Source organism: Sphingopyxis sp., from assembly GCF_035565275.1.
GTDB lineage: Bacteria > Pseudomonadota > Alphaproteobacteria > Sphingomonadales > Sphingomonadaceae > Sphingopyxis.
Genome location: NZ_DATMST010000166.1, coordinates 1 through 24,450, shown reverse-complemented (window position 1 = coordinate 24,450; position 24,450 = coordinate 1). Strand labels below are relative to the sequence as shown.

At 64.2% G+C, this 24,450-nt stretch carries 25 protein-coding genes, 1 tRNA gene and 1 pseudogene; 8 read left to right on the top strand and 19 right to left on the bottom strand.

Going from position 1 to position 24,450, the window contains the following annotated elements; all coding sequences use genetic code 11:
• Window positions 1-13: 13 nt before the first annotated feature.
• Genes VN047_RS11630 through VN047_RS11620 form a run of 3 tightly spaced genes read right to left on the bottom strand, consistent with a single transcriptional unit; the run spans window position 14 to window position 3,937 of the window.
• Window positions 14-322 (bottom strand): DUF4387 domain-containing protein, encoded by a 309-nt coding sequence (locus tag VN047_RS11630; protein ID WP_325542830.1) that lies wholly within the window; start codon window positions 320-322, stop codon window positions 14-16.
• Window positions 315-1,697: an acyclic terpene utilization AtuA family protein gene (locus VN047_RS11625; RefSeq protein ID WP_325542828.1), complete on the bottom strand. Its 1,383-nt coding sequence runs from the start codon at window positions 1,695-1,697 to the stop codon at window positions 315-317. The genes VN047_RS11630 and VN047_RS11625 overlap by 8 nt, the downstream gene beginning before the upstream one ends.
• Window positions 1,697-3,937: a TonB-dependent receptor gene (locus VN047_RS11620; RefSeq protein ID WP_325542826.1), complete on the bottom strand. Its 2,241-nt coding sequence runs from the start codon at window positions 3,935-3,937 to the stop codon at window positions 1,697-1,699. Before VN047_RS11620 ends, VN047_RS11625 begins: the two co-directional genes overlap by 1 nt.
• Before the next feature lie 230 nt (window positions 3,938-4,167).
• Here VN047_RS11620 and VN047_RS11615 point away from each other — a divergent pair, with 230 nt between their 5' ends.
• The gene (locus tag VN047_RS11615; RefSeq protein ID WP_325542824.1) at window positions 4,168-4,767 is read left to right on the top strand and encodes a Crp/Fnr family transcriptional regulator; all 600 of its coding nucleotides are present in this window, start codon (window positions 4,168-4,170) and stop codon (window positions 4,765-4,767) included.
• Between the two features lie 4 nt (window positions 4,768-4,771).
• On the opposite strand, the gene VN047_RS11610 is transcribed toward VN047_RS11615, so the two are convergent.
• Complete coding sequence (locus VN047_RS11610; protein WP_325542822.1) at window positions 4,772-5,332, bottom strand: methylated-DNA--[protein]-cysteine S-methyltransferase; 561 nt, start codon at window positions 5,330-5,332, stop codon at window positions 4,772-4,774.
• Between the two features lie 167 nt (window positions 5,333-5,499).
• Between VN047_RS11610 and paoA the strand changes: the two genes are divergently transcribed.
• The 3 genes from paoA to paoC are packed head-to-tail and all read left to right on the top strand — an operon-like array spanning window position 5,500 to window position 9,303.
• Window positions 5,500-6,144, top strand: coding sequence for an aldehyde dehydrogenase iron-sulfur subunit PaoA (paoA, locus tag VN047_RS11605; protein ID WP_325542820.1), 645 nt, complete (start codon window positions 5,500-5,502; stop codon window positions 6,142-6,144).
• Window positions 6,141-7,091 carry a xanthine dehydrogenase family protein subunit M gene (locus VN047_RS11600; RefSeq protein WP_325542818.1) on the top strand — a complete coding sequence of 317 codons (951 nt, stop codon included), beginning with the start codon at window positions 6,141-6,143 and terminating at the stop codon, window positions 7,089-7,091. Before paoA ends, VN047_RS11600 begins: the two co-directional genes overlap by 4 nt.
• Window positions 7,092-7,095: 4 nt before the next feature.
• Window positions 7,096-9,303, top strand: a complete 2,208-nt coding sequence (gene paoC / locus VN047_RS11595) for an aldehyde oxidoreductase molybdenum-binding subunit PaoC (RefSeq protein WP_325542817.1) — start codon at window positions 7,096-7,098, stop codon at window positions 9,301-9,303.
• A gap of 13 nt (window positions 9,304-9,316) precedes the next feature.
• Here the strand turns inward: paoC and VN047_RS11590 are convergent, their stop codons facing one another.
• Window positions 9,317-9,883, bottom strand: coding sequence for a nucleotidyltransferase family protein (locus tag VN047_RS11590; RefSeq protein WP_325542815.1), 567 nt, complete (start codon window positions 9,881-9,883; stop codon window positions 9,317-9,319).
• Window positions 9,884-9,934: 51 nt separating this feature from the next.
• Here VN047_RS11590 and VN047_RS11585 point away from each other — a divergent pair, with 51 nt between their 5' ends.
• On the top strand, window positions 9,935-10,921 hold the full coding sequence (locus VN047_RS11585; protein WP_325542814.1) for an XdhC family protein: 987 nt from the start codon (window positions 9,935-9,937) through the stop codon (window positions 10,919-10,921).
• 10 nt (window positions 10,922-10,931) lie between these two features.
• Here the strand turns inward: VN047_RS11585 and VN047_RS11580 are convergent, their stop codons facing one another.
• From VN047_RS11580 to phhA, 8 genes are read right to left on the bottom strand one after another with little or no spacing between them, the layout of a single operon-like run.
• Window positions 10,932-11,684, bottom strand: a complete 753-nt coding sequence (locus VN047_RS11580) for an Asp/Glu racemase (RefSeq protein WP_325542812.1) — start codon at window positions 11,682-11,684, stop codon at window positions 10,932-10,934.
• Window positions 11,685-11,688: 4 nt separating this feature from the next.
• Window positions 11,689-12,597, bottom strand: coding sequence for a fumarylacetoacetate hydrolase family protein (locus tag VN047_RS11575; RefSeq protein ID WP_325542811.1), 909 nt, complete (start codon window positions 12,595-12,597; stop codon window positions 11,689-11,691).
• Window positions 12,598-12,613: 16 nt separating this feature from the next.
• Entirely contained in the window at window positions 12,614-13,750 is a 1,137-nt protein-coding gene (locus VN047_RS11570; RefSeq protein ID WP_325542809.1) for a cupin domain-containing protein, read from the bottom strand.
• Window positions 13,747-14,760, bottom strand: coding sequence for a carbon-nitrogen hydrolase family protein (locus tag VN047_RS11565; protein ID WP_325542807.1), 1,014 nt, complete (start codon window positions 14,758-14,760; stop codon window positions 13,747-13,749). Before VN047_RS11565 ends, VN047_RS11570 begins: the two co-directional genes overlap by 4 nt.
• The gene (kynU, locus tag VN047_RS11560) at window positions 14,757-15,998 is read right to left on the bottom strand and encodes a kynureninase (RefSeq protein ID WP_325542805.1); all 1,242 of its coding nucleotides are present in this window, start codon (window positions 15,996-15,998) and stop codon (window positions 14,757-14,759) included. The genes VN047_RS11565 and kynU overlap by 4 nt, the downstream gene beginning before the upstream one ends.
• Entirely contained in the window at window positions 15,995-16,624 is a 630-nt protein-coding gene (kynB, locus tag VN047_RS11555) for an arylformamidase (protein ID WP_325542803.1), read from the bottom strand. Before kynB ends, kynU begins: the two co-directional genes overlap by 4 nt.
• Window positions 16,621-17,541 carry a tryptophan 2,3-dioxygenase gene (locus VN047_RS11550; protein WP_325542801.1) on the bottom strand — a complete coding sequence of 307 codons (921 nt, stop codon included), beginning with the start codon at window positions 17,539-17,541 and terminating at the stop codon, window positions 16,621-16,623. The genes kynB and VN047_RS11550 overlap by 4 nt, the downstream gene beginning before the upstream one ends.
• Window positions 17,538-18,425 (bottom strand): phenylalanine 4-monooxygenase, encoded by an 888-nt coding sequence (gene phhA / locus VN047_RS11545; RefSeq protein WP_325542799.1) that lies wholly within the window; start codon window positions 18,423-18,425, stop codon window positions 17,538-17,540. The genes VN047_RS11550 and phhA overlap by 4 nt, the downstream gene beginning before the upstream one ends.
• A gap of 272 nt (window positions 18,426-18,697) precedes the next feature.
• Between phhA and maiA the strand changes: the two genes are divergently transcribed.
• Together maiA and VN047_RS11535 are read left to right on the top strand one after the other, a co-directional pair.
• Complete coding sequence (gene maiA / locus VN047_RS11540) at window positions 18,698-19,339, top strand: maleylacetoacetate isomerase (RefSeq protein ID WP_325542797.1); 642 nt, start codon at window positions 18,698-18,700, stop codon at window positions 19,337-19,339.
• Between the two features lie 23 nt (window positions 19,340-19,362).
• Entirely contained in the window at window positions 19,363-19,836 is a 474-nt protein-coding gene (locus tag VN047_RS11535; RefSeq protein WP_325542795.1) for an Lrp/AsnC family transcriptional regulator, read from the top strand.
• Window positions 19,837-19,878: 42 nt separating this feature from the next.
• On the opposite strand, the gene VN047_RS11530 is transcribed toward VN047_RS11535, so the two are convergent.
• Window positions 19,879-19,971: transfer RNA gene (locus VN047_RS11530), tRNA-Ser, on the bottom strand.
• A gap of 243 nt (window positions 19,972-20,214) precedes the next feature.
• Here VN047_RS11530 and VN047_RS11525 point away from each other — a divergent pair.
• Window positions 20,215-20,985 (top strand): DUF1134 domain-containing protein, encoded by a 771-nt coding sequence (locus VN047_RS11525; RefSeq protein WP_325542793.1) that lies wholly within the window; start codon window positions 20,215-20,217, stop codon window positions 20,983-20,985.
• Window positions 20,986-21,059: 74 nt separating this feature from the next.
• Here VN047_RS11525 and VN047_RS11520 read toward each other — a convergent pair whose 3' ends face one another.
• The 5 genes and pseudogenes from VN047_RS11520 to VN047_RS11500 all read right to left on the bottom strand — a co-directional run.
• Window positions 21,060-21,614 carry a nucleotidyltransferase family protein gene (locus tag VN047_RS11520; RefSeq protein WP_325542791.1) on the bottom strand — a complete coding sequence of 185 codons (555 nt, stop codon included), beginning with the start codon at window positions 21,612-21,614 and terminating at the stop codon, window positions 21,060-21,062.
• 13 nt (window positions 21,615-21,627) lie between these two features.
• A complete protein-coding gene (locus VN047_RS11515) occupies window positions 21,628-22,182 on the bottom strand; it encodes an adenine phosphoribosyltransferase (protein ID WP_325542789.1) in 555 nt (184 codons plus the stop codon).
• Between the two features lie 28 nt (window positions 22,183-22,210).
• Complete coding sequence (locus VN047_RS11510) at window positions 22,211-23,023, bottom strand: cytochrome c1 (RefSeq protein ID WP_325542787.1); 813 nt, start codon at window positions 23,021-23,023, stop codon at window positions 22,211-22,213.
• A 31-nt stretch (window positions 23,024-23,054) separates the two neighbouring features.
• A complete protein-coding gene (locus tag VN047_RS11505; RefSeq protein ID WP_325542785.1) occupies window positions 23,055-24,341 on the bottom strand; it encodes a cytochrome b/b6 in 1,287 nt (428 codons plus the stop codon).
• 13 nt (window positions 24,342-24,354) lie between these two features.
• Window positions 24,355-24,450, bottom strand: a pseudogene (locus VN047_RS11500) (ubiquinol-cytochrome c reductase iron-sulfur subunit); the annotation flags it as partial.

Below are 24,450 nucleotides of genomic sequence, written 5' to 3'. Positions count from 1 at the left end.
CAGCGGAGGAGAGCTAGTCGATTTCGACCGGGAGCAGCGGGACGAAATATTGCCCCGCATGCGAATCCACGTCGCCGAGCGATCCCTGCACCGCGGTGCGCGGGAAGCTGATCTTGAAGACCTGGATCGACGGCAGGCGAAACTGCCGCACCGCATTTTCGGACACACCGAACAGGTCGGCAATCGCGCGCGGCGCAAGCTGCGGCGCGCGCGCAATCCGCTCGAAGCTTTCGGCGTCGTGGCAGAAGATATCGATCGTCACCCAAAAGGGGCCGGCGCTTTTCGACCGGACATATCTGGCGATCTCGCCGAGCTTAGCCATGCGCCGTCTCCCCGATCGTCTCGAAGTGCGTCCGTGCCAGTTCGTCGGGCCGGTCGATGCGGACGACATGGTTGAGCTTGAATTCGTAATGGCGTCCCAATTCGACCTCGGCGGGCGAAAAAGGAAAGGCGAAGCTCGGCAACGGATCGTCGAGGTTGAGCGGGAAATGCAGGATATACGGGTTGCAGTATTTGGCGATCTCTGTCGCCAGTTCCTGCGTCGGCGCCCAGACAAGCGTCATCAGTCCGACCTCGTGTGGCGGCGTCGCGGCGGGCGTCTTGTTCACTGCATCCTTGCCATAGGGGCGAAATTCGATCCCGTAGTCGCCTTCTTCGAGGCCGAGCACGCGCGCGATACCCGCTCGCAGAAAGGCATCGAGATTGCCGAGCCATTCGTCGAACCGTGCGAGCAGCTTGGGATCGGCGATCGCGCTGAACACCATCGTCCGGTATCCCGCGGCGCCCGATCCTTCGAGCTTGACCGTGTAGGGCATTTTCTCGGCGCGCGAACCGGTCACGCGTACCGTTCTTTCGTCGACGGCGTCGTAACGCGCATCGCTCGCGTCGAGCAGAACGCCGGGTTCGCGCAGCCGGAACGGATCGCTATTCTCGTAAAGCAGATGCGCCGACACCGTATACGGCGTGCACTGGTTCGCCGCGTGCAGCGGCTCGATATCGAAGCCATCGGCGTCGATCGACAGCATCACGCCGCCCATCCGCGTGTGCACCGTGCACAGCCCGCCGCATTCGGCGGTCTTCGCCGCATGCCACGAGGCACCGGCGGGGAAACCCCGCATCAGCGGGACCGCCGACAGGACGGCAGTGTCGGTCGTGCGCCCCGACAGGATGATATCGGCGCCCTTCGCGATCGCATCGGCAAGTGGTTCGTAACCGAGCAGGCCGACGATATGGTCGCATTCAAGCAAGCGCTCGCGCGTCAGCGGCAAGGCGGGGTCGAGCGGATCGATCTTGCCGGCGCCCAGCAGCGGCAACAGATCGTCCGCCGATACCTCCGAATAAACCAGCGCGAGACGGGCTATCAGCCCCTCTTCGCGGGCGATCTCGCGCGCGATGCCGGCCATCCAGTCGACCCCCGAATCGGTACCGCAAGTGCCGCACGATCCGACGAGCAGCGGCACGCCCAATCGGTCGCGCGCGAGCATCATCTGACGAAGGTCGTGCTTCGTCGCCTGCCGCGTCATCTTCGACGTTCCGGTGCCCAGATAATGCGGCCCGGAATCGGTCGATCCGCCATCGATGGCGAGGCAATCGGGGGCAAGCGCAACGCCGCGCTGAAAGGCCTCGTCGTTGCAGCCCGCCCCGAGCACGCCCGACGGAACCAGAACCTTGCAGCGCGGCGTATCCCCTTCGTGCATCACAGGAACTTTGCGCGGAGCGTCACACCGAACTGTCGCGGCGCGCCATATTGGACATATTGGTATACGCCGCCGTTAGTCTGCCAGATGCGATAATTCCTGTCGGTCAGATTATGCCCCCAGACCTGCACCGAATAGCGGTCGTCAAGGTGATAGGTCAGGCTGGCGTCCCACAGCGTGCGCGGCTTGCGATATTCCTTGAAGTCATTGATATTGTTCTCGAACGCGTCGCTCTGATAGTCCATCGTCACTTCGGCGCGCAGCCAGCCCCACGATGCATCGCGCGAGCTTTGCAGGCCCGCGGTTGCGGTCACAGCATGCTTCGGCGTGCGGCTCATCCGGTTCCCCGCGCCATCGACAAAAGTCGGATCGCCGTTGATGTCGAAACCCGCGGTCTGGATGAAGCGCGTGAAATAGGGGTGAAGATAGGTGTAGCGGACGGTCGCGTCGAACCAGTCGACCGGCGCGAGAATGAATTCGCTTTCGACGCCCTTGATCGTCGCGTCGGCCGAATCGACGGTCACGCGCGTGCCAACCGGTCCCTGCGTCGCGTCGGGGACGACCTTGATCGTCTGGAAGTCGCGGTAATCCATCCAGAAGGCGGATATATTGGCGCGCAGCTTGCGGTCCAGCCAGTCGGTCTTGAGCCCGATTTCATAGTTGGTCAGCCGTTCGGGATCGGTCGGAATGCGCGCGAGCGCAGCCGAACTGGGCTGTTCCTGGAACGCGCCAGACTTGAACCCCGTCGATACGGTGCCAAAGGCAAAGATATTGTCGCTGAACCGGAAATCCGCGCCGACGCGATAGGTGAACACGCCCTTGTCGAAGACCCCCGGCGTGTCGCCGGTGTCGTAACTGGTCGTCGGGGCTGCGATCGCGCCCTGCAGCCGGCGCGCATCATAGGTCTTCTTTTCCTGCGTATAACGCCCGCCTGCAAAGAAGCGCAGGCCGAAATCGAACTTGTACTGCGCCTCGCCGAACACCGCATAGCTGTTGTTCACCGAATGGCCGAAGAAGCGGTTGATCGTCGTCGGGGTCGCCGACTGCTGCGTCTCGCGCTCGCGGAACACTTCGTCGCGGTTGTAAAAGACCCCCGCGACCCAGCTGAACGGCCCGCCGTGAAGCGACGACAGCCTGCTTTCGAGGGAATAGGAATCGGCCTTTTCGCGCGCCAGCACCTGCAGCCCGCTCACCGGCAGGCCCGTCGCCGCATTGGTCGCGGCGTCGGTCCCGTCGAGATCGTTCGAGAAATCATAATCGAGCGTGCGCCACGCGGCGACGGTCGTCCAGTTCGCGAAGCCGAGAACGTCGGTCGACAGTTCGGCACGCGCGCCGCCGGTCGTCGACTTGGTGAAGCCCAGCCGGTCGGGATTGGCGCGGCGCGGATTGTCGAAGTCGGCATAACCTTCGCCTGGCGTGAACGGGTTGAGCAGCACATTGTAGCGCGAGCTGTCCGACAAATCCTGCTTCGCGACATCGCCGGTCAGGAGCAGCCAGGTATCGGGGCCCAGGTCTGCGCGAACATGCAGCCGCGCCGACAGCTTGTTCTCGTCGTCGAGCGCGCGGCCGTCGATGGTCTTGCGAAACCCGTCGTTGGTCACCGCTCCCAGCGTCAGGCGCGCGGCAACCCCGTCGGTCACCGGCGCGTTGAGCATCAGATTGCCGTTCATCTGGCCATATTCGCCGAAGGTCAGCTGGGCGTCGGCCTCGGCATGATCGACCGGCTTCGCGGTCACGAAGTTGACCGATCCGGCGACGACATTTTTGCCCCACAGCGTGCCTTGCGGCCCCTTCAGCACCTCGACGCGTTCGAGGTCGTAGAAATCGATGCCCAGCATCGCCGCGCGGCCGAGGTAGACTCCGTCGAGGAAAGCCACCGACGACGGGTCGCCCCCCGCACCCTGGTTGCTGCTGCCAACGCCGCGAAAGAAGGGCCGCGGCGCCGCCTTGGGAAAAGCATCGAAGTTGATCCCGGGCGTCGCCTGCGCAAGGCGCGCAAAATCGGTAATCCCCTTCTGCTCGAGCTGGTCGCCCGAAAAGGCGGTGACGGTGATCGGCGCGCTCTGCAGCGATTCTTCGCGGCGGCGCGCGGTCACGATGATTTCGTCGATGCCCGATCCCTGCGCGGCCTGCGCGTCTTCAGCGGGGGCGGCGGGCGTTTCCTGCGCCATCGCGGGCGCAGCCAGCGTTGCAAGCAATGCGCTCGAAGCGCGCAGGATGCTTATTTTCGTTGATGCCATCGGTCCTCTCCCTTTTCTGCAGGTCGGCTTCGGCCGATCCGTGATTCGATGGCCTTGTGCATCGGTTCGCTGGTCGCGGCGTGACACCTATGTTACATTCATGTCCGGAAAACCGCGCTAATGGCGCCACGCGGGGAGGCAAGCCAGCTCGGTCGATGCAAAGAATTATTACGCACGAAAACTGGATCGGTGATCTGCCCGGCCGGGCACGGGACGCGGTTTTATCCCGAATGAGCGAAGTCGAAGTCGCCCCCGGCGAGATCATCGCCGAGGCGGGTCGCAGCGCGACGCGCATGTTCCAGGTCGCCGAAGGCTATGTCCGCCTCGTCGGATTGCATGAAGATGGCAGCGAAGCGCTCATCACGATCTTCGTCGCCGGCAATTGTTTTGCCGAGACCGCCGTCGTTTCACGGCGTCCCTACAACCATACATCGATCGCGATGGTAAAAAGCCGCGTCCGCGTGCTGCACGAAAATGATTTCTGGGACCTCTATCACAGCCACAGTGCGATTCCCGAGGCGCTGTGCCGGAAGTTCGCTGCAATCATCAGCCGACAGTTCACTGCGCGCGAGATGCGGGCGACCACCCGCCTGAGGGTCCAGATCGCGAACATGTTCGCCGACTTTGCCGAGAAATGCGCTGGCGACCTGACGTCCAGCCCGATCGCGCTCGACTTCCCCTTCACCCAGTCGGACATCGCGAGCATCTTCGACGTCACGCGGCAGAGCGTGCAGCGCGAGGTCACCTATTTCAAGGAACAGCAGTTGGTCGAGAAACGCGATGGTGCCTGGACCGTGCTCGATCTCGACCGACTGAGGCGAATGACCTGAGCGCCTAGAAATCGAATCCCTGCTGAGCCGGTGGAGCCGCCACGCTCGTCACGCCTTCAAGCTCCAGCATCCGTGCTTTCGATAGCGAGCCGCCGGGCGCGGAGAAGCCGCCGATCTTGCCGCCCGCAGCCGTGACGCGGTGACAGGGAATGATCAGCGGAACAGGATTTCTCGCCATCGCCTGCCCAACATCGCGCGCAAATTCGGGACCTGCGCCGAGCGTTTGGGCAATCGCGCCATAGGTCGTGGTCTCGCCCCAGCCGAGCTTGCGCACTTCATCATACACGCGCGCGAAGAATGGGTCCTGCGGACCGAGATCGACCGGCACCTTCGCAAAGTCGACGCACTCTCCCGCGAAATAACGTACGGCCCTGTCGATGATCGACCGCACTTCGGGCGGCGGTTCGGCATGCGCCGCGTCAGCGAGTCCGCGCAAGATGGCGCGCTCGGCCTCGCGCGCCGTCGGCGCAGGCAAGCGCAGGCTGGCGATGCCGGAGCCGTTCCAGCCGATGGCGGCGATGCCCGCCACCGTTTCGAAGAGTTGATAGTGGTTTTTGCGTACCATTTTCTACGTCATGCACCGGGAATTGCGGCGGGCGGGATCTGTGTGTTAGGAACTGAAGATAACCCGAAATGACCCGGGACGGCAACGCATCGTCCCGTTCTGCATTCCATTGCCAAAGCCTTGCGGACACCGTTGTCCGGCGGGCGCAAAAGATGATGGGGACTGGCATGTCGATACCGGACGATTATTCCATTTCACGGCGCGGGCTGCTCGCGGGCGGCGCTGTCTCGGCCGCCGCCGCGACCGTAGCCGCCAACCCCGAGGCCGAAGTGGCGCCGGCAAAGCCCGTCCGCCGCCCGCCCACCGCGCGCGTGTCTTTCGAGGTCAATGGCACGGCGCACCAACTCGAGCTCGATACGCGCACCACGCTGCTCGACGCGCTGCGCGAACATCTTCGCCTGACGGGAACCAAAAAGGGCTGCGACCACGGGCAGTGCGGCGCCTGCACCGTCATCGTCGACGGACGCCGGATCAATAGCTGCCTTTCGCTCGCCGTCCAGCATGACGGCGACAGGATCACCACGATCGAAGGGCTCGGACTGCCGGGCAAGCTCCACCCGATGCAGGAAGCCTTCGTGACGCACGACGGCTATCAGTGCGGCTATTGCACGCCCGGCCAGATTTGCTCGGCCGTCGCGGTGCTCGATGAAATCAACGCGGGCATCCCGAGCCATGTCACGGCGAACCTCACCGACGCACCCAAGGTCACGACGCGCGAACTGCGCGAACGGATGAGCGGCAATATATGCCGCTGCGGCGCCTATTCGAACATCATCGATGCGATCACCGACGTCGCGGGAGTGAAGGCATGAAGAGCTTTACCTACGAGCGTGTCGATACGCCCGCCGCGGCAACCGCCGCCTTCGCGCGCAACGCCGGGGCGCGCTTCATCGCGGGCGGCACCAATTTGCTCGACCTGATGAAGCTCGAGATCGAGACGCCGGCGCATCTGATCGACGTCAGCCGGCTCGGCTTCGACAGGATCGAGGCGACCGGGGACGGCGGGCTCAGGATCGGCGCGATGGTGCGCAACACCGATCTCGCGTCCGATGCGCGCGTGCGGCGCGACTATGGTCTGTTGTCGCGTGCGCTCGTCGCCGGCGCGTCGGGCCAGCTCCGCAACAAGGCAACGACTGCGGGCAATTTGCTCCAGCGCACCCGCTGCCCCTATTTCTATGACACCAACCAGCCGTGCAACAAGCGGAAGGCCGGCAGCGGCTGCGCGGCGATCGGCGGCTTCAGCCGGCTGCACGCCGTGGTCGGCGCGAGCGAGGCGTGCATCGCCACGCATCCCAGCGACATGGCGGTCGCGATGCAGGCGCTCGACGCGGCTGTCGAAACCGTCGACGCCGCGGGCAAGACGCGCAGCATCGCACTCGCCGATTTCTATCGCGCGCCCGGAACCACCCCGCATCTGGAAACGACGCTGGCGCCCGGCGAACTGATCACCGCGGTGACGCTGCCAAAGCCGGTCGGCGGGATCCACATCTATCACAAGGTCCGCGACCGCGCGTCCTATGCCTTCGCGCTGATCTCGGTCGGCGCGGTGGTCCAGCCCGACGGCAGCGGACGCGTCGCGCTCGGCGGGGTCGGATACAAGCCATGGCGCGTGAAGGCAGCCGACGCCGAATTGCCGCGGGGCGCCAAGGCAGCGACCGCGGCGCTCCTCGCAGGCGCGAAGACGAGCCATGAAAATGCCTACAAGCTGCCTCTGGTCGAGCGGACGCTCGCCGGGGTGCTGATGCAAGCGAAGGGTTGAGCCCATGAAGTTCGACACGCCCGCCACCGACAATCCGATCGACCGCCTGAAGGTCGTCGGCAAGCCCACCAACCGCATCGACGGTCCGCTCAAAACCAGCGGCACCGCGCCCTATGCCTATGAACGGCATGATGTCGTCCCGAACCAAGCCTATGGCTATGTGGTCGGTTCGGCGATTGCCAAGGGCCGGATATCCTCGATGGACCTGCGCGCAGCGCGGGCGGCACCCGGTGTTCTCGCGATCGTGACCGCCGCGAGCGCGGGCAAGCTCGGCAAGGGCGATTTCAACACCGCGCGCCTGCTCGGCGGCCCCGATATCCAGCATTATCATCAGGCCGTCGCGCTCGTCGTGGCCGAAAGCTTCGAGCAGGCCCGCGCAGCCGCGGCGCTTGTCCGGGTCCAATATACCCGCGCCAAGGGCAGTTACGATCTCGCGAAGGCGATGGATGGTGCGGTCAAACCGCCGCCAGCCTTCGGCACCGAATCCGACACGCGTTTCGGTGACTTCGATTCGGCGTTCGCGAGCGCACCGGTCAAGCTCGACGCGCGCTACACAACCCCCGACCACAGCCACGCGATGATGGAACCGCACGCATCGATCGCGAGCTGGGACGGCGACAAGCTGACCCTGTGGACGTCGAACCAGATGATCGCTTGGTCGGTCGGCGACATGGCCAAGACGCTGGGCATCCCCAAGGAGAATGTCCGGCTGGTCTCGCCCTATATCGGCGGCGGTTTCGGCGGGAAATTGTTCATTCGCTCCGATGCGGTGCTCGCTGCGCTCGGTGCCAAGGCCGCCGGACGCCCGGTCAAGGTGGCACTGCCGCGGCCGTTGATGACCAACAACACCACGCACCGGCCCGCCACCATCCAGCGCATCCGGCTCGGCGCAACGACCGACGGAAAGCTGACCGCGATCGGGCATGAAAGCTGGTCAGGCGACCTCAAGGGCGGCGGCCCCGAAACCGCCGTTGCGCAGACGCGGCTCCTTTACGCCGCGCCGCACCGGATGACCGCGATGCGGCTTGCGGTGCTCGACCTTCCCGAGGGCAATGCGATGCGCGCACCTGGCGAGGCACCCGGCCTGATGGCGCTCGAAATCGCAATCGACGAGATGGCCGAAAGGCTAGGCATGGACCCCGTCGCTTTCCGTATTCTCAACGATACGCAGGTCGATCCCGAGAAACCCGAGCGGCCCTTCTCGCAGCGCCGCCTCAACGAATGCCTGCAGTTCGGTTCAGAGCTCTTCGGCTGGGAGGACCGTAATCCCGAGCCCGGCGTCACCCGCGATGGCCGCTGGCTGGTCGGGATGGGCGTGGCGGCGGCGTTCCGCAACAATCTCGCCGAAAAGTCGGCCGCGCGCGTGCGGCTCGACCGCCACGGCATGGTCGTCGTCGAGACTGACATGACCGATATCGGCACCGGCAGCTACACGATCATCGCGCAGACTGCCGCCGAAATGCTCGGGATCCCGCTCGATCAGGTCGACGTCCGGCTAGGCGATTCGCGCTTCCCCGTCTCGGCTGGATCGGGCGGCCAGTGGGGCGCGAACAGCTCGACCGCAGGCGTATATGCGGCGTGCGTCAAGCTGCGCACCGCGGTCGCGGAAAAGCTGGGCCTCGATCCGGCCGACGCGGTATTCGAGAAGGGCAAGGTACGGTCGGGCGGCAAAAGCGTCGCTCTCGCCAAGGCGGCGGCCGACGGGGAAATCGTCGCCGAGGATTTCATGGAATATGGCGACCTTGCGCAGAAGTTCCAGCAGTCGACCTTCGGCGCGCATTTCGCCGAAGTGGGGGTCGATGCGATCACCGGCGAAATCCGCGTCCGCCGCATGCTCGCTGTCTGCGCGGCGGGCCGGATTCTCAATCCCAAGGCGGCGCGGAGCCAGGTCATCGGTGCGATGACGATGGGCGCCGGCGCGGCGTTGATGGAGGAACTTGCCGTCGACAAGAGATTCGGCTTTTTCGTGAATCACGACCTTGCCGGATATGAGGTACCCGTCCACGCCGACATTCCGCATCAGGAGGTCGTATTCCTCGACGAGGTCGATCCGACCAGCTCGCCGATGAAGGCCAAGGGCGTCGGCGAACTCGGGATTTGCGGCGTCGCGGCCGCGGTCGCCAACGCCGTCCATCATGCGACGGGTATCCGCGTGCGCAACTATCCGGTCACGCTCGACAAGCTGCTGGACAAGCTGCCGGACGTCGCGTGACGATGATCTTGTCTCAGCGCATATCCTCTGGCCGGTCGATATCGGCCAGTTCGTCCGGATCCGCCGCGACGAGAGTCGCCCCCGCAAGCAGCACCCGGCCGCCACGGTCACCCTCGCCTTCGCGCAGGCGACCGAAATATGCGCGCGCGAACAGCGCCGGCGGCATCGCTGTGTCCCCCTTTGCCGACGCGACGACGGGCGCTTTCCCGGCGTCGAACGCGGCGAGCAGGGCAGAAAGATGCGCCGGACCGACGAAGGGCATGTCACCCAGCGCGACGAGTGCCGCACGCGCGCCGTTCGCCTCGGCATATGCGATGCCGAGCGCGAGCGACGACGACAGCCCCTGCGCCGGATGGGGGTTGATCAGCACGTCGAAGCCGAGCGCTGCAAACTGCTCGGCCAGTGGGCTCGCCTCGCGGCATATCGCAACCCGCCAGCGGGTATCGAGTCCCGCGAGGCGCTTCGCCGCGTGGAGCGCAACGGGCTCGCCCGCCAGCGGGGCAAGCAGCTTGTCGCTGCCGAAGCGCTCGGACCGTCCGGCGGCGAGCAATATGGCAGCAACCTCGGCGGCTTCGATCATTGCAAATCCTTCAGCGGGGCCCATGCCCCGCCGGTACGCAGGTCGGACAAAATGAGCGGTCTGGCAACATCGCCCCTCGATATTTTGCTTTTCCTCCGCACGTATGCCGACGACGGCCAAGCGTGTGTTCTCGTCACACTGACCGGCATCGAAGGTTCCTCGCCGCGCGCGCTCGGCGCCCAGATGGCGGTCGCCGCGAATGGCGACTTTGCGGGTTCTTTCTCCGGCGGCTGCATCGAGGCGGCGGTGGTTGCCGAAGCGCTGGAGGCGCTGGGCAGCGGAACCGCGCGGCTCGTCCGTTTCGGGGCTGGTTCGCCCTATCTCGACATCCGCCTGCCGTGCGGCGGCGGCATCGACCTGTTGTTCACCCCGCAGCCTGATCCGATCGCTATCGCCCAGTCGATAGCGCTGCTCGACGAGCGCAGGCCCGCCGCGCTCGCGCTGTCCGGCGCCAGGGTCCGGGCGCGCGAGGCCGACAGGCCGACGGGCTGGCAAGGCGATGATTTCATCGTGGCCTATACCCCGCGACTGCGGATCATTGCCATCGGCCAAGGCGAGGAACTGACCGCAACGGCGCAGCTCGCGCACGCATTCGGCGCCGAGACGCTGGTCTTTTCACCATATGAAAGGGATGTCCGCGCGCTCAACGCCCGGGGAATCGCCGCGGACATCCTCGCCTTTCGGACTGCACGCCCCGAACTCCGCTCGGACCCGTGGACGGCGTTCGTCTTCCTGTTCCATGACCGCGACTGGGAGGAAGCGCTGATCCCGTGGGCGCTGGACCTGCCGAAATTCTATATCGGCGCGCTTGGCAGCAAGCATTCGCACGTGGCGCGCCAAGCCATGCTGAAAACCGCTGGCGTACCGAGCGATCACCTCCAGTCGCTGCGATCTCCGGTCGGCCTCGTTCCATCAACGCGTGACCCGGCAGCGCTCGCCGCGTCGATCCTCGCCGAGATCGTGCAGGAATTCGCAGCGGATGCGGGTCTGGCGTTGATACCGGCGGATACGATGCCGGAACTTCGCACGACCTGCTGAAGCCGGGCGTCTAGAAACGCCCGGACAGCAATGCCCCGGCGCCGGGAACTTCCGTCAACAGCCCGAGGCGCGTCAGCATCTGGTGTGCAGTGCAGATGGCGGCCGAGACGACGGGCAAGCCGATTGCGTCCTCGACCTTCTGCACCGACGGCAGCGACGGCATCTGGACGCAAGCCGACAGCACGAGCGCGTCGATGCCGGTCAGGTCGAGCCGCCTGTAATGGTCGAGCAGATTGGCGGGATCCTGCGCAGCGACCTCCAGATTGTCGGGGATTTCGAGTGCGAGCCAGTCGCTTACCTCGATGCCTTCATCCTGGATGTAGGACACGACCATCTGCGTCAGCGGTTTCATATACGGTGCGACCAGCGCGATGCGCCTGGCCTTCAGCGCCGCCAGCCCCTCGATCAGCGCCCCGGCGCTGGTGACGATCGGAGCGGCACGGCCGTTTTCGACCGTACGCTGATGCAGCCGCGCCTCGGACACGCGGTGATAGCCCTCGCCCATGCTCATGATCGCGACGAGGCAGGCATAGCCGAGCACATCGACCGCGGCGTCGGACAGTTCGAGCGCGCAGCGATCGGAGTCGGCGTCCATCGCCGCAAGCTCTTCCTTCGTGACCTTCTTCATCCGCATCCGCGACGAGTGGAAGGTAAAGCGTTCCGGCGCGATCACCTCGCGCGCACGGAGCAGCGCGGGGATCTCGGTCTCCATCGTGACGTTCGAGCTGGGCACGATCTGCCCGATGCGGATGGGTCGTGTCATCGCCTCAGACCGCGATGATCGGGTTGCGCAGCGTACCGATGCCCTCGACGGTGCATTCGACGACGTCGCCCGGCCACATGAACTCCTGCGGCGTACGGCCGGCGCCGACCCCCGCGGGCGTGCCCGTCGCGATAATGTCGCCGGGCTCGAGCGTCATCACGCTCGAAATGTCGGCGATCAGTTGCGGCACATTGAACAGCATGAAGCGCGTATTGCTGTTCTGCTTCTCGACGCCGTTCACATGGGTGAGGATATTGAGGTTGTGCGGATCGCCGATTTCGTCGGGCGTAACGATGCACGGCCCCATCGGCGCGAAGCTGTCCTGCCCTTTCGAGACGATCCACTGCCCGGCCCGGCGGCAGTCGCGCGCTGACACGTCATTGATCACGGTATAGCCGAACACGTGGTTTAGCGCGTCACCCTCGGCGACACGGCGCGCGGTGCTACCGATAATCACCGCCAGCTCGGTTTCCCAGTCGAGCTGCTGCGTCACCTTCGCATTGTGACGGATCGGATCGTTCCACGCGACAACCGCGGTCGGCGGTTTCGAGAAGATCACCGGCTGCTGCGGCAGTTCGTTCGATGTGTCGAGCGAACGCGCCGATTCAGCGACATGCTCGGTATAGTTGAGGCCGATTCCGAAGATATTCTTGCGCGGGCGCGGGATTGGCGCGAGCAAGATGACATTGCCCGCGGGCAGCGAAGTGCCGAGCAGGTCGGCGGTAGTCGCCGCTGCCACGGCTTCCGTCAGGAAGCGGAGCGCGATCGGACCAAGGTCAATAAAATCGAGCATCGTCGACGGCAGATCCTGCCCGATCGCATCGCCGAAATATTCGACGTCGATCACGAGCCCGTCGTGGAGAAGGCCGAGCCGCGGTTCGGTCTCGGCGGTGCGATAAGTCACGAAACGCATAATCTGTCCTGTCTGCTCAGGCGGGCTGGTTGCCGCCATTTTCTGAATAGGGTTCTTCGATCCGGACGCCGAGCGCCTCCATCACGGGGAAATCGTTAAACGAGAAGAGGAAGGCTTCCTCGGAGGCGTCGAGATTGACATGCTCGTGCCACATCCACGCGGGCACGCAGAAAATGTCATGCGTGCCCCAGTCGAAGCGCTCGCCGCCGATGATCGAATAGCCGCGCCCGCCCGCGACATTATAGACGACATTGCCGGTGTGACGGTGCGCCTTGCCGCGGAAGCCGGGCTTCAGCATCTGCATATGCGCGCCCATCGTCTGGAGCGCCCAGCCGCCGGTCAGCGGATTCGAATAGCGGACCATATGCCCGTCGAACGGCGTGCCCTCTGACACTTTCGCGAGGTTCCGCAGCGCGTCGCGCGTTGCTTCCCAACGATAGACCATTACCGGCGAGTAAGGTTTCTCCCACGCCGCCACACCCTCGGGCCGCAGCGCGGCGCCGCCATAGCTCAGCGGCAGGTCGTCAGCGGGAAAGGCGGCCGTCTGCGCGGGCTGGTCGTAGACCGCGTAGAAATTGGTCTCGAGGCTGTTCATCAGCGGGATGTCGAGCCCGTCCTGCCAGATCGACACCTCTCCCCCGGCCACGACGCCATGGTCGTGCCAAGCGCCGTTCGGGGTCAGCACATAGTCGTTGGCGCCAAGCGTGATGTGGTGCCCGTCGACGACGGTATAGGCGCCCTTCCCCTCCATGATGAAGCGGTGCGCCGAGGCAGTATGCTTGTGCGCGGGGGTGATTTCGCCGGGGCGCATCGCCTGCATCCCGCTGAACAGCCAGCCGCACACCGCGACATTTTCACGCCCCGCATCGCTGTCGTTGAGCAACGTCACGACGCGGCGCCCCGCTTCCTCGGGCTTCACCAGGTCGAGCGCGCGCAGGCACATGCCGCGCATTTCGGCATAGCGCCACAGCGTCGGGCGATAGCGCGTCTCGGGCTCCCACGGCTCGATCGCATTCGCACGCTTCCAGAACGCACCTGCATTACGCGCCGCAAGCTCTTGATAAAAGGCTTCGAGCTCGGGCGTGTCGGTTACGCGCGCGCGGCCGAGCACATCGTCTCGCGGATCGATGATCGTGCTGTTGCCAGCCATCATGACGTCTCCTCATCGGGATCGACAGGCTCCGGCGCGTCGATGAAAAGGGCCGACGCCCGGGGAGTCCGGTCGACCGTCAGGTTGAAGATGTCGAAGCGGTTATAGCCGCCGATGATGTCGTGCATCAGCTTGGGGCGGATGCAGTTGCCAAGATCGATGTCGGCATAGACGATGCCCTCGTCGTCGATCAGTGCCTCGCCGACCAAGTTTCCGTGCGGGTCGATTACCCCCGAAAAGGCGCTGTTGGACCGCGACAGCAGGTCGCGGTTCTGCGGGCGGTCCGCCGACATCGCCGCGATGATCTCCTCGCCCACAGCCGAGCAGGCGACGATCGTGAAGATCTTGCCCTCGAAGCTGTGCGCGGTCGCGCGGATCCTGATCGCCTCCGCCATATTGTAGGAAGCGGGCGCAACGGGCAGCGCGATATAATTGGCCACGTGGACCAGCTCGCCCTGCGAGAGCAGCGCAAAGCGCGCGAGCGTATTGGTATTCTCGCCGCACGCCAGCGTCCCGAGCGGCCCCACGGGCGTATCGTAGACGCGGATCGAACTGCCGTCGCCGCCCGCCCATGTGAGCTTCTCGGCCCAGGTCGGCACCAGCTTGCGGTGCCGCCCAAGCAGGCTGCCGTGGGCATCGATGATCAGGTTGGTGTTGTAGAGCGTGCCGACGCTCACCGGATCGCGCTCGTTGATGCCAATGACGACGGTGCAGCCATGGTCGCGCGCGGCGGCGCAGAGCGCCGCGACTTCCGGGCCGTCGACGCGGATCGACGCTCGATAGAGGCGCTCGTGCCATTCGGCGCCTTCGATCGGGGTCATCAGCCAGTTCCAGTAGGGATAGGCGGACACGAACACTTCGGGGAAGGCGACGAGCTGCGCGCCATTTCCGGCCGCCTCGGCGATCAGCGCGCACGCCTTGTCGACGGTGCGCGCGGTGTCGAGAAAGACCGGCGCGGCCTGCACCGCGGCGACACGCGATTTGGGCAGGAAGGGTGCCGACACGTCGCTCATGTCACTGCTGCCCGCTGATGATATTGCGCCTTGTCCCACGCGCGCGTCGCGCAGACCTTTTCGAGCCGCTCGACCGTTTCAACGATGTCGCGATAGCGCAGGTAAAGCGGCGTCAGCCCGAAGCGTAAAATATCGGGCGCGCGGAAATCGGCGATGACGTCAAATTCCTTGAGCGCCTGGACGATCTGATAGCCGTGCGGGTGTGCGTAGGCGATCTGGCTACCCCGCTCGGCGTGTTCCTGCGTGCTCACCAGTTCGAAGCCATAGGCGTCGCACAAAGGCCGCATCTGTTCGATGAACAGGTCGCCGAGCGCGAGCGACTTGAGGCGGATTTCGGCCATGTCGGCTTCGAGCATCAGGTCGACACCGACTTCGAGCGCTGCGAGTCCGAGCACCGGCGGCGTCCCGCACTGGAAACGCTCGATCCCGGCGGCGGGATCATAATCCTCTTCGAAATCGAAGGGCCGTGCGTGGCCGAACCAGCCCGACAGCACCGGCGTTGCTGCATGGTGGCGCGCCGCCGCGAACAGATACGCGGGCGCCCCGGGGCCGCCGTTGAGAAACTTGTACCCGCAGCCGATCGCGAAATCGGCATTGGCGCCGTCGAGGTCGACCGGAATCGCGCCCGCGCTGTGGCTGAGATCCCAGACGACGAGCGCGCCGGCTTCGTGCGCGGCGCGTGTGACCGCAGCCATGTCGCGGACACGGCCCGACTTGTAGTGGACCTGCGTCAGCAACAGAACGGCGACGTCTTCATTCAGCGCGCCGACGACATCGTCAGGCGCAACGGTTATCGCCTTGAGGCGGCCGCCCGAAAAGGCCTCGATGCCCTGCATCATATAGACGTCGGTCGGGAAATTCGTCGCCTCCGACAGGATGACCGTCCGTTCACGTCGCAATGACAGAGCCGCCGTCAACGCCTTGAAGATATTGACCGACGTCGAATCGGTCGCGACAATCTCGCCCGGCTTCGCGCCGATCAGCCGCCCGATCTTGTCACCGATGCGCCGCGGCGCGGTCGACCATCCGGCGCCGAGCCACGAGGTGATCAGCCCCTCGCCCCATTCGCCGGCGACAACTTCTCCCAGCCGTTCGCCCGTCGCCTTGGGCAGCGCACCGAGCGAATTGCCGTCGAGATAGATGAGGCCTTCGCGCAGGTGAAAACGATCGCGGAAAGGCGCGAGCGGATCGGCGGCGTCGAGCGCCGACACATCGGCGGCGAACATCGTATCGGTCATGCAATGTCCCTCAAGATGGCGCGAACCGGACTGGCGTCGGCGCCCACGATGCGCAGCGGCAATGCGACAAGTTCGTACCGGCCGGGCGGCACGTCATCGAGCACCAGCCCCTCCAGTATCCGCATGTCGGCCGCCTTCACCGCGTGATGCGCGTCGAGCGTCTTCGACTGTTCAGGGTCGAGCGATGCGGCATCGGTGCCAATCAGCCGCACGCCCATTTTACCGAGCCGCGCGATCACCTCGCTCGCGATCGCGGTGAAATCGCTGTCCCATTGCTTGTGCGGGAAATGCTCATAGGTCCGCAGCAGTACGCGTTCGGCGCCCTCAACCGCATCCCAGTCCATATCGCCGATCTCGACCCGCCCGCGCGCGTGCCGCACGTCGAGCAGCACGCAAGGGCCGATATAGGCATCGAGGTCGCAATCGGCCGACGAAGCGCCGTCATTGGCATAATGCAGCGGGGCATCGCCGTGCGTGCCCGCATGCAGCGGCGTGAACATGCCGCCGACATTGACCGGGCAGCCGTCGCCGATCACCGCATGGCTGTGGAGCGCGAACGGCGGCTCGCCCGGCCATACCGGCACCGCAGCGTGGAGCGGCTGCGAAATGTCCCGGATCCGGCTCATGTCCCCATCCCTTCGGCATAATCGCCGCCCCCATAATCTCCACCTTCGCGCGGCGCGACCATCTCGGTCCGCATCGACCAGAGTTCGGGGAAGAAGCTGAGGCTGAGCGCCTTGACGAGATAATTGACCCCCGACGAGCCGCCCGTCCCCGGCTTGTGGCCGATGACCCGAGCGACGGTCTTCATGTGCTTGAAGCGCCATTCCTGGAAATAATATTCGAGCGCGGTGATCTTCTCGGCGAGCGTGTAGAGGTCCCAGTGCCGGTCGGGGTCGGTGTAGATCGCGAGCCACGCCTTCTCGACCGCCTCCGAGGCCTCATAGGGGTTGGTCCAGTCGCGTTCCAGATGATCGGCGGGAATGTCGAAGCCGCGCCGCGCGAGCAGCTTCAGCAGTTCGTCGTAGAGCGACGGCGCCTCGAACGCCGCGCGCAGCCGTGCCGTGGCCTCCGTATCGCCCTTGTGGACGATCATCATATCTTCGCGCTTGTTACCGAGCAGATATTCGAGTTCGCGATATTGCTGCGACTGGAAACCCGACGCGCGGCGCAGGAAGCCGCGAAAGGTCAGGAAGTCGTGCGGGGTCAGCGTCGCGAGTACTTCCCAGCTGTGGATCATGTGGCGCTGGATCGTCGCAATGCGGTCGAGCCCCTTGCCTGCAATTTCCAGCCGGTCGGCCTTGATTGCCTCAACCACCAGCCGCGCCTCGTGCAGCACCAGCTTGATCCACAGCTCCATCGTCTGATGCATGATGATGAACAGCATCTCGTCGGGCTTGTCCGATACCGGCACCTGCGCCGACAAGAGCTGCTGCGTCTGAAGATGGCGGGCATAGGTCAACCCATTGTCCCACTGGATCGTCTCGCCATCGATCTCGGTCTCGAAGATATCGGTTTCGCCGTCGCGGCTTTGCCTGATCATCGCGGCGCCTCCTGCTGCATGAAGGCCGGTCCCGGCCGGACCGGTTGCAGGGGACCTTCATAGGCGAGGTCGCCCGGGAAATCATCTTCGGGGTCCAGCGTCGCTTCGCCTGCAATCTTTTTATAAATTCGCGAAAAGTCGGCTTCTTCAGTTGCGCGAAGCAATTCTCCGAAGCCTTCGACCACGAAATAGATGCGCTGGAATTCGTCGAAATGATATCTGGTCCGCATCACCCGATCGATATCGAGCCAGATGCGCCGGGGATCATGCGACGTCAGCGAGCGGATCGTTTCCGCATAGCTGGAAAGAATCCCCCCGCCAAAGGCACGCAACTCCCCATTCTCGACCACCAGTCCGAACTCGGTCGTATAAAGCCAGAGCCGTCCGAGGAAGTCGGAAGCGCCGAGTTTCTCGGCACGCAGCCCGGCCTGACCGTAAGCGACCAGAAACTCGCCGAAAGCCGGATTGGCCAGCATCGGGACATGACCGAAAATATCGTGGAACATATCGGGCTCTTCGCTGTAGCCGATCTGTTCGGGCGGGCGAAGGAAGTTGGCGGCGGGAAAACGGCGGTTCGCGAGATGGTCGAAAAAGGGTTCGTTGGGAATCCAGCCCGGGACCGCGACGATTTCCCACCCCGTCGCGGGTTTCAGATGCCGGTTCAGTCCTGCGAAGTCGGGGATGCCCGGTCCAACCGAGCGCAGCATGTCGAGTCCGCGCAGGAAATCTTCGCACGCATAGCCCGCGAGCGCGGCGGACTGCTGGTCAAGCAGCGTACGCCAGGTCGCATGCTGCGCGGGCGTGAAACCCCGCCAGTTCTGCGATATGGTCCAGTCGGACGCCGCGCCTTCGGGCGGCGCGTCGAAGATATGTGTCGCGGCCAAATCGTCTCCCCTGACTTTCGCGGAGAATAATTCCCATCGCGGCGAACATTGTCCGCAATTGGCTCTGATCCATCCCGCGAAATCCGGATATGTTCCGCACATTTGTTGTCATGTAGAACGATGTTCTTCGCAATCGCACAAACTCCTTCACAATGATCATGGATTGCGAATCAAGGCGGAACGATCCCTATATGATTGGTGGCGCTTGCCCCGTCGCGGATGCATAAGGACGTACGGGTCCGCGCCGCGATCCCTCGGACAAAGGATGCAGTATGAGCGAAATGGTCCTGCACGGTTACTGGCGCTCCAGCGCCGCCTATCGCGTCCGCATCGCGCTGAACCTCAAGGGTATCGGCTACCGGCAGGTCGGGCATGATCTGCGCGCGGGGGAGCAGCGCGATCCGGCCTATCTCGCGATCGCGCCGCACGGGCTCGTACCCGCACTCGAACACGAAGGGCAGATATTGATCGAGAGCCCCGCGATACTCGAATGGATCGAGGCAAAATGGCCCGAGCCACCACTTCTCCCCGATACACCCGATGCGGCGGCAAAGGTTCGCACGATTGGGGCGCTGATCGGGTGCGACATCCATCCGCTCAACAATCTCAGAATCCTCACGCGGCTGCGCGACCAGTTCGACGCCAGCAATCCGCAGGTGAAAGACTGGATCGCGCACTGGATCGGCGAAGGTTTCGGCGCCCTCGAGCAACTGATCGCGCGCGACGGCGGCGTCCATGCCTTTGGCGACACCCCGACGCTCGCCGACTGCTATCTCGTTCCGCAAGTCTACAATGCCGAACGGTACAATGTGGACCTTGGCGCCTTCCCGCGCATCTTGGCCGCAGCCGACGCCGCGCGCTCCCTTCCCGCCTTTGCCGCTGCGCATCCCGACCTGCAGCCCGACTTCGGCTGAACCCGGCGATCGAGGAAAGAAACATGGACAGACTCGACTGGAAAATCGTTGCCGCGCTCGAACAGGAAGGGCGCCAGTCCTTCGCCGAACTTGGCGAAACCATCGGCCTGTCGAAATCGCCCTGCTGGTCGCGCGTCCGCAGCCTCGAAGAGTCGGGGGTCATTCGTGGCTATGCCGCGCGCCTCGATCCAGCCACCCTCGGGCTCGCGGTTCAAAGCTTTGTCGAGGTACGCATCAGCCTCGACGCGCACACCGAGTTCGAGGCCGCGGTGGTCGCGCACCCCGCCGTCGTCGAATGCCACACGACTGCGGGTGACAGCGACTATATGCTGAAAGTGTTCGCGCGGTCGGTGGACCATCTCGACGAACTGCTTCGCCACGACCTGTCGAAACTTCCGGGCGTTCACCGACTTTCGACGGTCGTCTGCCTGAAACCGATCAAGCAGCAGGGCCCTCTTGCCGAATGGGCGCTCATGACCGAGCAGCAGCGACGTTGACCCCGATCCCGGCAGTGCCGGAAGAGGACGGGGAAGATGAAGTGGCGGAGACGGAGGGATTCGAACCCTCGGTACCGGATTTACCAGTACGACGGTTTAGCAAACCGTTGGTTTCAGCCACTCACCCACGTCTCCGCATGGTCTGTCGCGCTAACGACAGGCTGGCCTAGGCGGGTCGCTATAGCCACGCCCTTCGCGCGCCGCAACGTCAAACATTGCCATTTTTTCATGTCATCGCGCACGCTTCACCGCCAAATCGATTCGGTCCGGCGTAAAATCGACTCGGGTCATCGCCCGTTCATTGCCCGCTGTTCAAAGCGAGTCATGATTAACGCAGGTTTTGGCGCTTTTATGCCGTTCGATTTTTGGGGGTCAGATATGCGGAAAACGTTCACCAGCCTTGCCTTGGCAGCGATGGCATCGCTCGGCCTCGCGCTGGCGCCGCTCCCTGCGGCGGCGCAGATGCGCGAAATCGATCCCAGCAACACGACGATCGATTCCGACATCGACAATCCCGCGCCGCCCCCGGCCACGGGCAATACCTATGACGAGCCGTCATACGACAGCGATCTCGCGACCGGTGACCAGCAGACGAGCGAAACCCCGATTGACGGCAACACGATCGGTGCCGATGCGACCGCAACCACCGTGGCCCCCGACGATGGCTCGACTTACAAGAAGGACGACCTCATCGGTGCCGCCGAAGGCATTTTCGGCAAAGGCGCCCAGGGCCTTGCGGGGCTGATCGAGGATATCCTGAAAAAGCAGGGCGAACCCAATGGCTACATCGTCGGACGCGAAGCCGGCGGCGCACTCGTTCTCGGCCTTCGTTACGGTTCGGGAACGCTTCATCACAAGATCGAGGGTGAATTGCCCGCTTACTGGACTGGTCCGTCGGTCGGCTTCGATGCGGGCGCCAACGCCGGTAACACCTTCGTTCTCGTCTATAATCTCTTCGACAGCGAAGATCTCTACAAGCGCTTTCCGGCGGGTGAAGGCGCCGCCTATCTGGTCGGCGGCTTCAACGCCAGCTATCTGCGCCGCGGCGACGTCGTGCTGATCCCGATCCGTGTCGGCGTCGGCGCCCGTCTCGGCGCGAACGTCGGCTATATGAAGTTCAGCAAAAAGCAGAACTGGCTCCCCTTCTAGGAACAACCCGTTTGCCACGGGGGCGATAGCCCGCGCTTCGGCGCGGGCTTTTTCTTTGGCGCGGCGCGGAGCGATTATCGGCGCAGAACCACGAGCCGGGGATAGTGTTCGTTCCATCGCTTCGACAAGAGGCGCTGCTGAAAAACAGGCCATTTCTCGTCGGCGAAAGCCGGAGTGGGGCGTAGCCGCAGCGCAAAAAGATCGTCGAGACCCAGCGGCGCGCTGATCTCGACCCTTCCGTTGTCAAGGCGTGCGGCGACCGCCGTCGCCGTTTCGGGCCAGTGGCACATCGCGTCTGCCACCGATCCGTAAGGCGCGTCGCCGTTTCGCCGATGCATACGCGCCTGATTTTTCACCGACCAGGCGTGTTCGGGGAAAAGGGCCGAGAGCTTCTGTTCGATATTGCGATCGACTTCTTCATCCGCTCGTTCGGGGGCGAACCAGATCACATCGACATCGGTCGCCGGAAAGGCGGGCGGACGGCCATGGAGGTGGTCCCACACCGCGTTGCGCACAAAACCCGCGCCGATCCAGCAGTCAGGAAGATCGAGCGCGGCTACCGCTCCCAGCGCTTCCAGCCGAGGCGCGTCGCTGCGCAGCAAATCCTCGAGGACGGCGAGCGGGTCCACGCCCTTCGCTCCGCTAGTCGCCGTCGAAGGCGATCAGCGTCTCGCAGGCAAGGCCCGCGGCCTCGAGCCGCTGCGATCCGCCCAGATCGGGCAGGTCGATCACGAATAGGGCAGCCGCAACCTCGGCCCCGACACTCCGCATCAACGCCGCGGTCGCAAGGATCGTACCGCCGGTTGCGAGCAGATCGTCGACGAGCACGACGCGGTGTCCCGGCAGCACCGCGCCTTCGTGCAGTTCGAGCCGGTCGACGCCATATTCGAGTTCATAGTCAACGCCGATGGTGACGCCGGGCAGCTTGCCCGCCTTGCGCACGGGAACGACGCCCAGTCCCATCGCAGTCGCCATCGCGGCGCCGAACAAAAAGCCGCGCGCCTCGACCGCGACGATGAAGTCGGGGCGGTGGACGGCGGCGCGCGCGCTCAGCCGACGGACGCTTTCGGCAAAACCGGCAGCGTCGCCGATCAGCGTCGTGATATCGCGGAACTGGATGCCCGGCTTCGGAAAGTCCGGGATGGTGCGGACGAGCGACGCGAGGTCGAGGTCCGGTCGGGGCGGAAGGGCGATCATATCTCTACAACCGCCCTTCCCTTTTCCCTCAATGCTTCTTGTCGGCCCAGATGTTCCGGTACGACAGATAAGTCAGCACGGTGAAGATCAGCAGGAAGAAGAACACCGCATAGCCGACCTGGACACGCTTGATCAGCTTCGGTTCGGCGGTCCAGACGAGGAACGCGGTCACGTCCTTCGCCATCTGGTCGACGGTCGCCTTGGTGCCATCGGCATAGGTGACCTGGTTCGGAGCCAGCGGCGGCGCCATCGCGAGGTTGAGGTTCGCGAAATAGGGGTTGTAGTGCAGCCCCGTGCCCGGCTTCAGTTCGGCAGGCAGGTTCGCCGGCGGATTCTGGAACCCGGTCAGCAGCGAATAGATGTAATCCTTGCCGCCTTCGCGCGCCTTGGTGATCAGCGAAAGGTCGGGCGGCAGCGCGTTGTTGTTCGCGGCGCGCGCAGCGACCTCGTTCGCATAGGGCGACGGGAAATAATCCGACGGCAGGCCATCGCGCGTGGCCGGCTCGCCCGTGTCGGGGTTGACCGACGGCACCTGGAAGCCCTTGGCGAAGGTCTTGATCTGGCCTTCGGTGTAGCCGAGGTCCGCAATGTCGCGGAAGGCGACAAGGTGCAGGCTGTGGCAGGCCGAGCAGACTTCCTTGTACACCTGCATCCCGCGCTGCAGCTGGGCCTTGTCCCAATGCGGCAGGACAATGCCGTCGCTGGCCAGCTTCAGATGCCGGGGGTGCTTGTGGAACGAGTGAGCGACATTCTCTTCATTGCTGAGCGGCGTCGTGAGAATCGCGAGCACCAGCGCGGTAATGAAACCGAGGCCGACGAGAAATCCGAGCGGGCGAACCATGGCTGTATCAGCTCCTGTTAAAGTCCGGCGCTCAGGCCGTTGCCGAAGCCGACGAGGGGTCGGTGGCGTGTTTGGCAAGGACCGCTTCGGTGATCGAATTCGGCATCGGAAGCGGGCGTTCGATCCGCGACACGATCGGCAGGATCACCAGGAAGTGAGCGAAATAATAGATCGCGCCCAGCTGGCTGAGGATCACCCACGGCTGTTCCGCCGGCTGCATGCCGCACCAGCCGAGGAGGAGCACGTCAACGACGAGGATCCAGAAGAAGATGCGGTACAGCGGACGATAGTTCGACGACTTGATCGGCGAGCTGTCGAGCCAGGGCAGGAAAAACAGCAGCGCGATCGAGCCGAACATCGCGATGACGCCCCAAAGCTTCGCGTCGATCCACAGGAAGTTGAAGGTGAAAGCCTTCAGGATCGCGTAGAAAGGCAGGAAGTACCATTCGGGAACGATGTGCGCCGGGGTCGAAAGCGAGTTCGCCGGGATATAATTGTCGGCGTGGCCGAGCGCGTTCGGGCTGAAGAAGGTCAGCGCGACGAAGATCAGCAGGAAGACGCCGACCCCGAAGCCGTCCTTCGCGGTGTAATAGGGGTGGAACGGCACGGTGTCCTGTTCATCCTTCACCTCGATGCCCGTGGGGTTCGACGAACCCGGGATGTGCAGCGCCCAGATGTGCAGGATGATGACACCCAGGATCACGAACGGCAGCAGATAGTGCAGCGAGAAGAAGCGGTTGAGCGTGGCATTGTCGGGGACGAAGCCGCCGAGCAGCCATTCGCGCACCGGCTCGCCGACGATCGGTATCGCCGAGAAGAAACCGGTGATCACCTGCGCGCCCCAGAAGCTCATCTGGCCCCACGGCAGCACATAGCCCATGAAGGCGGTCGCCATCATCAGGAGGAAGATCACGACGCCGAGCAGCCACACCATTTCGCGCGGCGCCTTGTACGAACCGTAATAGAGGCCGCGGAAGATGTGCAGATAGACGACGATGAAGAACATGCTCGCGCCGTTCATATGCGCGTAGCGGATGAACCAGCCGGCATTCACGTCGCGCATGATATGCTCGACCGAGTTGAACGCGACGCCCGCATTGGCGGCATAGTGCATCGCCAGAACGATACCGGTGATGATCTGGATCATCAGTGCGGCGCCGGCGAGGACGCCGAAGTTCCAGAAATAGTTGAGGTTACGCGGCACCGGATAGCCGGGGCCCGTGGCGTTATAGACGAGGCGCGGAATCGGCAGCTTCTCGTCCATCCACTTCATCAGCGGATGCGTCGGCTCATAGGGTTTGGCCCAGGGAAAGCTCATCTTATCTCGCTCCTCAGCCGATCGTCACGACGGTGTCGCTGTTGAATTCATAGGGCGGCACAACCAGATTCTTGGGTGCCGGGCCCTTACGGATGCGCGCCGCGGTGTC

Excerpts from the sequence above, each read along its gene's own strand:
- VN047_RS11630 (WP_325542830.1), bottom strand. The coding sequence starts at position 322 with ATGGCTAAGCTCGGCGAGATCGCCAGATATGTCCGGTCGAAAAGCGCC.
- VN047_RS11625 (WP_325542828.1), bottom strand. The coding sequence starts at position 1,697 with ATGCACGAAGGGGATACGCCGCGCTGCAAGGTTCTGGTTCCGTCGGGC.
- VN047_RS11620 (WP_325542826.1), bottom strand. The coding sequence starts at position 3,937 with ATGGCATCAACGAAAATAAGCATCCTGCGCGCTTCGAGCGCATTGCTT.
- VN047_RS11615 (WP_325542824.1), top strand. The coding sequence starts at position 4,168 with ATGAGCGAAGTCGAAGTCGCCCCCGGCGAGATCATCGCCGAGGCGGGT.
- VN047_RS11610 (WP_325542822.1), bottom strand. The coding sequence starts at position 5,332 with ATGGTACGCAAAAACCACTATCAACTCTTCGAAACGGTGGCGGGCATC.
- paoA (WP_325542820.1), top strand. The coding sequence starts at position 5,500 with ATGTCGATACCGGACGATTATTCCATTTCACGGCGCGGGCTGCTCGCG.
- VN047_RS11600 (WP_325542818.1), top strand. The coding sequence starts at position 6,141 with ATGAAGAGCTTTACCTACGAGCGTGTCGATACGCCCGCCGCGGCAACC.
- paoC (WP_325542817.1), top strand. The coding sequence starts at position 7,096 with ATGAAGTTCGACACGCCCGCCACCGACAATCCGATCGACCGCCTGAAG.
- VN047_RS11590 (WP_325542815.1), bottom strand. The coding sequence starts at position 9,883 with ATGATCGAAGCCGCCGAGGTTGCTGCCATATTGCTCGCCGCCGGACGG.
- VN047_RS11585 (WP_325542814.1), top strand. The coding sequence starts at position 9,935 with ATGAGCGGTCTGGCAACATCGCCCCTCGATATTTTGCTTTTCCTCCGC.
- VN047_RS11580 (WP_325542812.1), bottom strand. The coding sequence starts at position 11,684 with ATGACACGACCCATCCGCATCGGGCAGATCGTGCCCAGCTCGAACGTC.
- VN047_RS11575 (WP_325542811.1), bottom strand. The coding sequence starts at position 12,597 with ATGCGTTTCGTGACTTATCGCACCGCCGAGACCGAACCGCGGCTCGGC.
- VN047_RS11570 (WP_325542809.1), bottom strand. The coding sequence starts at position 13,750 with ATGATGGCTGGCAACAGCACGATCATCGATCCGCGAGACGATGTGCTC.
- VN047_RS11565 (WP_325542807.1), bottom strand. The coding sequence starts at position 14,760 with ATGAGCGACGTGTCGGCACCCTTCCTGCCCAAATCGCGTGTCGCCGCG.
- kynU (WP_325542805.1), bottom strand. The coding sequence starts at position 15,998 with ATGACCGATACGATGTTCGCCGCCGATGTGTCGGCGCTCGACGCCGCC.
- kynB (WP_325542803.1), bottom strand. The coding sequence starts at position 16,624 with ATGAGCCGGATCCGGGACATTTCGCAGCCGCTCCACGCTGCGGTGCCG.
- VN047_RS11550 (WP_325542801.1), bottom strand. The coding sequence starts at position 17,541 with ATGATCAGGCAAAGCCGCGACGGCGAAACCGATATCTTCGAGACCGAG.
- maiA (WP_325542797.1), top strand. The coding sequence starts at position 18,698 with ATGAGCGAAATGGTCCTGCACGGTTACTGGCGCTCCAGCGCCGCCTAT.
- VN047_RS11535 (WP_325542795.1), top strand. The coding sequence starts at position 19,363 with ATGGACAGACTCGACTGGAAAATCGTTGCCGCGCTCGAACAGGAAGGG.
- VN047_RS11525 (WP_325542793.1), top strand. The coding sequence starts at position 20,215 with ATGCGGAAAACGTTCACCAGCCTTGCCTTGGCAGCGATGGCATCGCTC.
- VN047_RS11515 (WP_325542789.1), bottom strand. The coding sequence starts at position 22,182 with ATGATCGCCCTTCCGCCCCGACCGGACCTCGACCTCGCGTCGCTCGTC.
- VN047_RS11510 (WP_325542787.1), bottom strand. The coding sequence starts at position 23,023 with ATGGTTCGCCCGCTCGGATTTCTCGTCGGCCTCGGTTTCATTACCGCG.
- VN047_RS11505 (WP_325542785.1), bottom strand. The coding sequence starts at position 24,341 with ATGAGCTTTCCCTGGGCCAAACCCTATGAGCCGACGCATCCGCTGATG.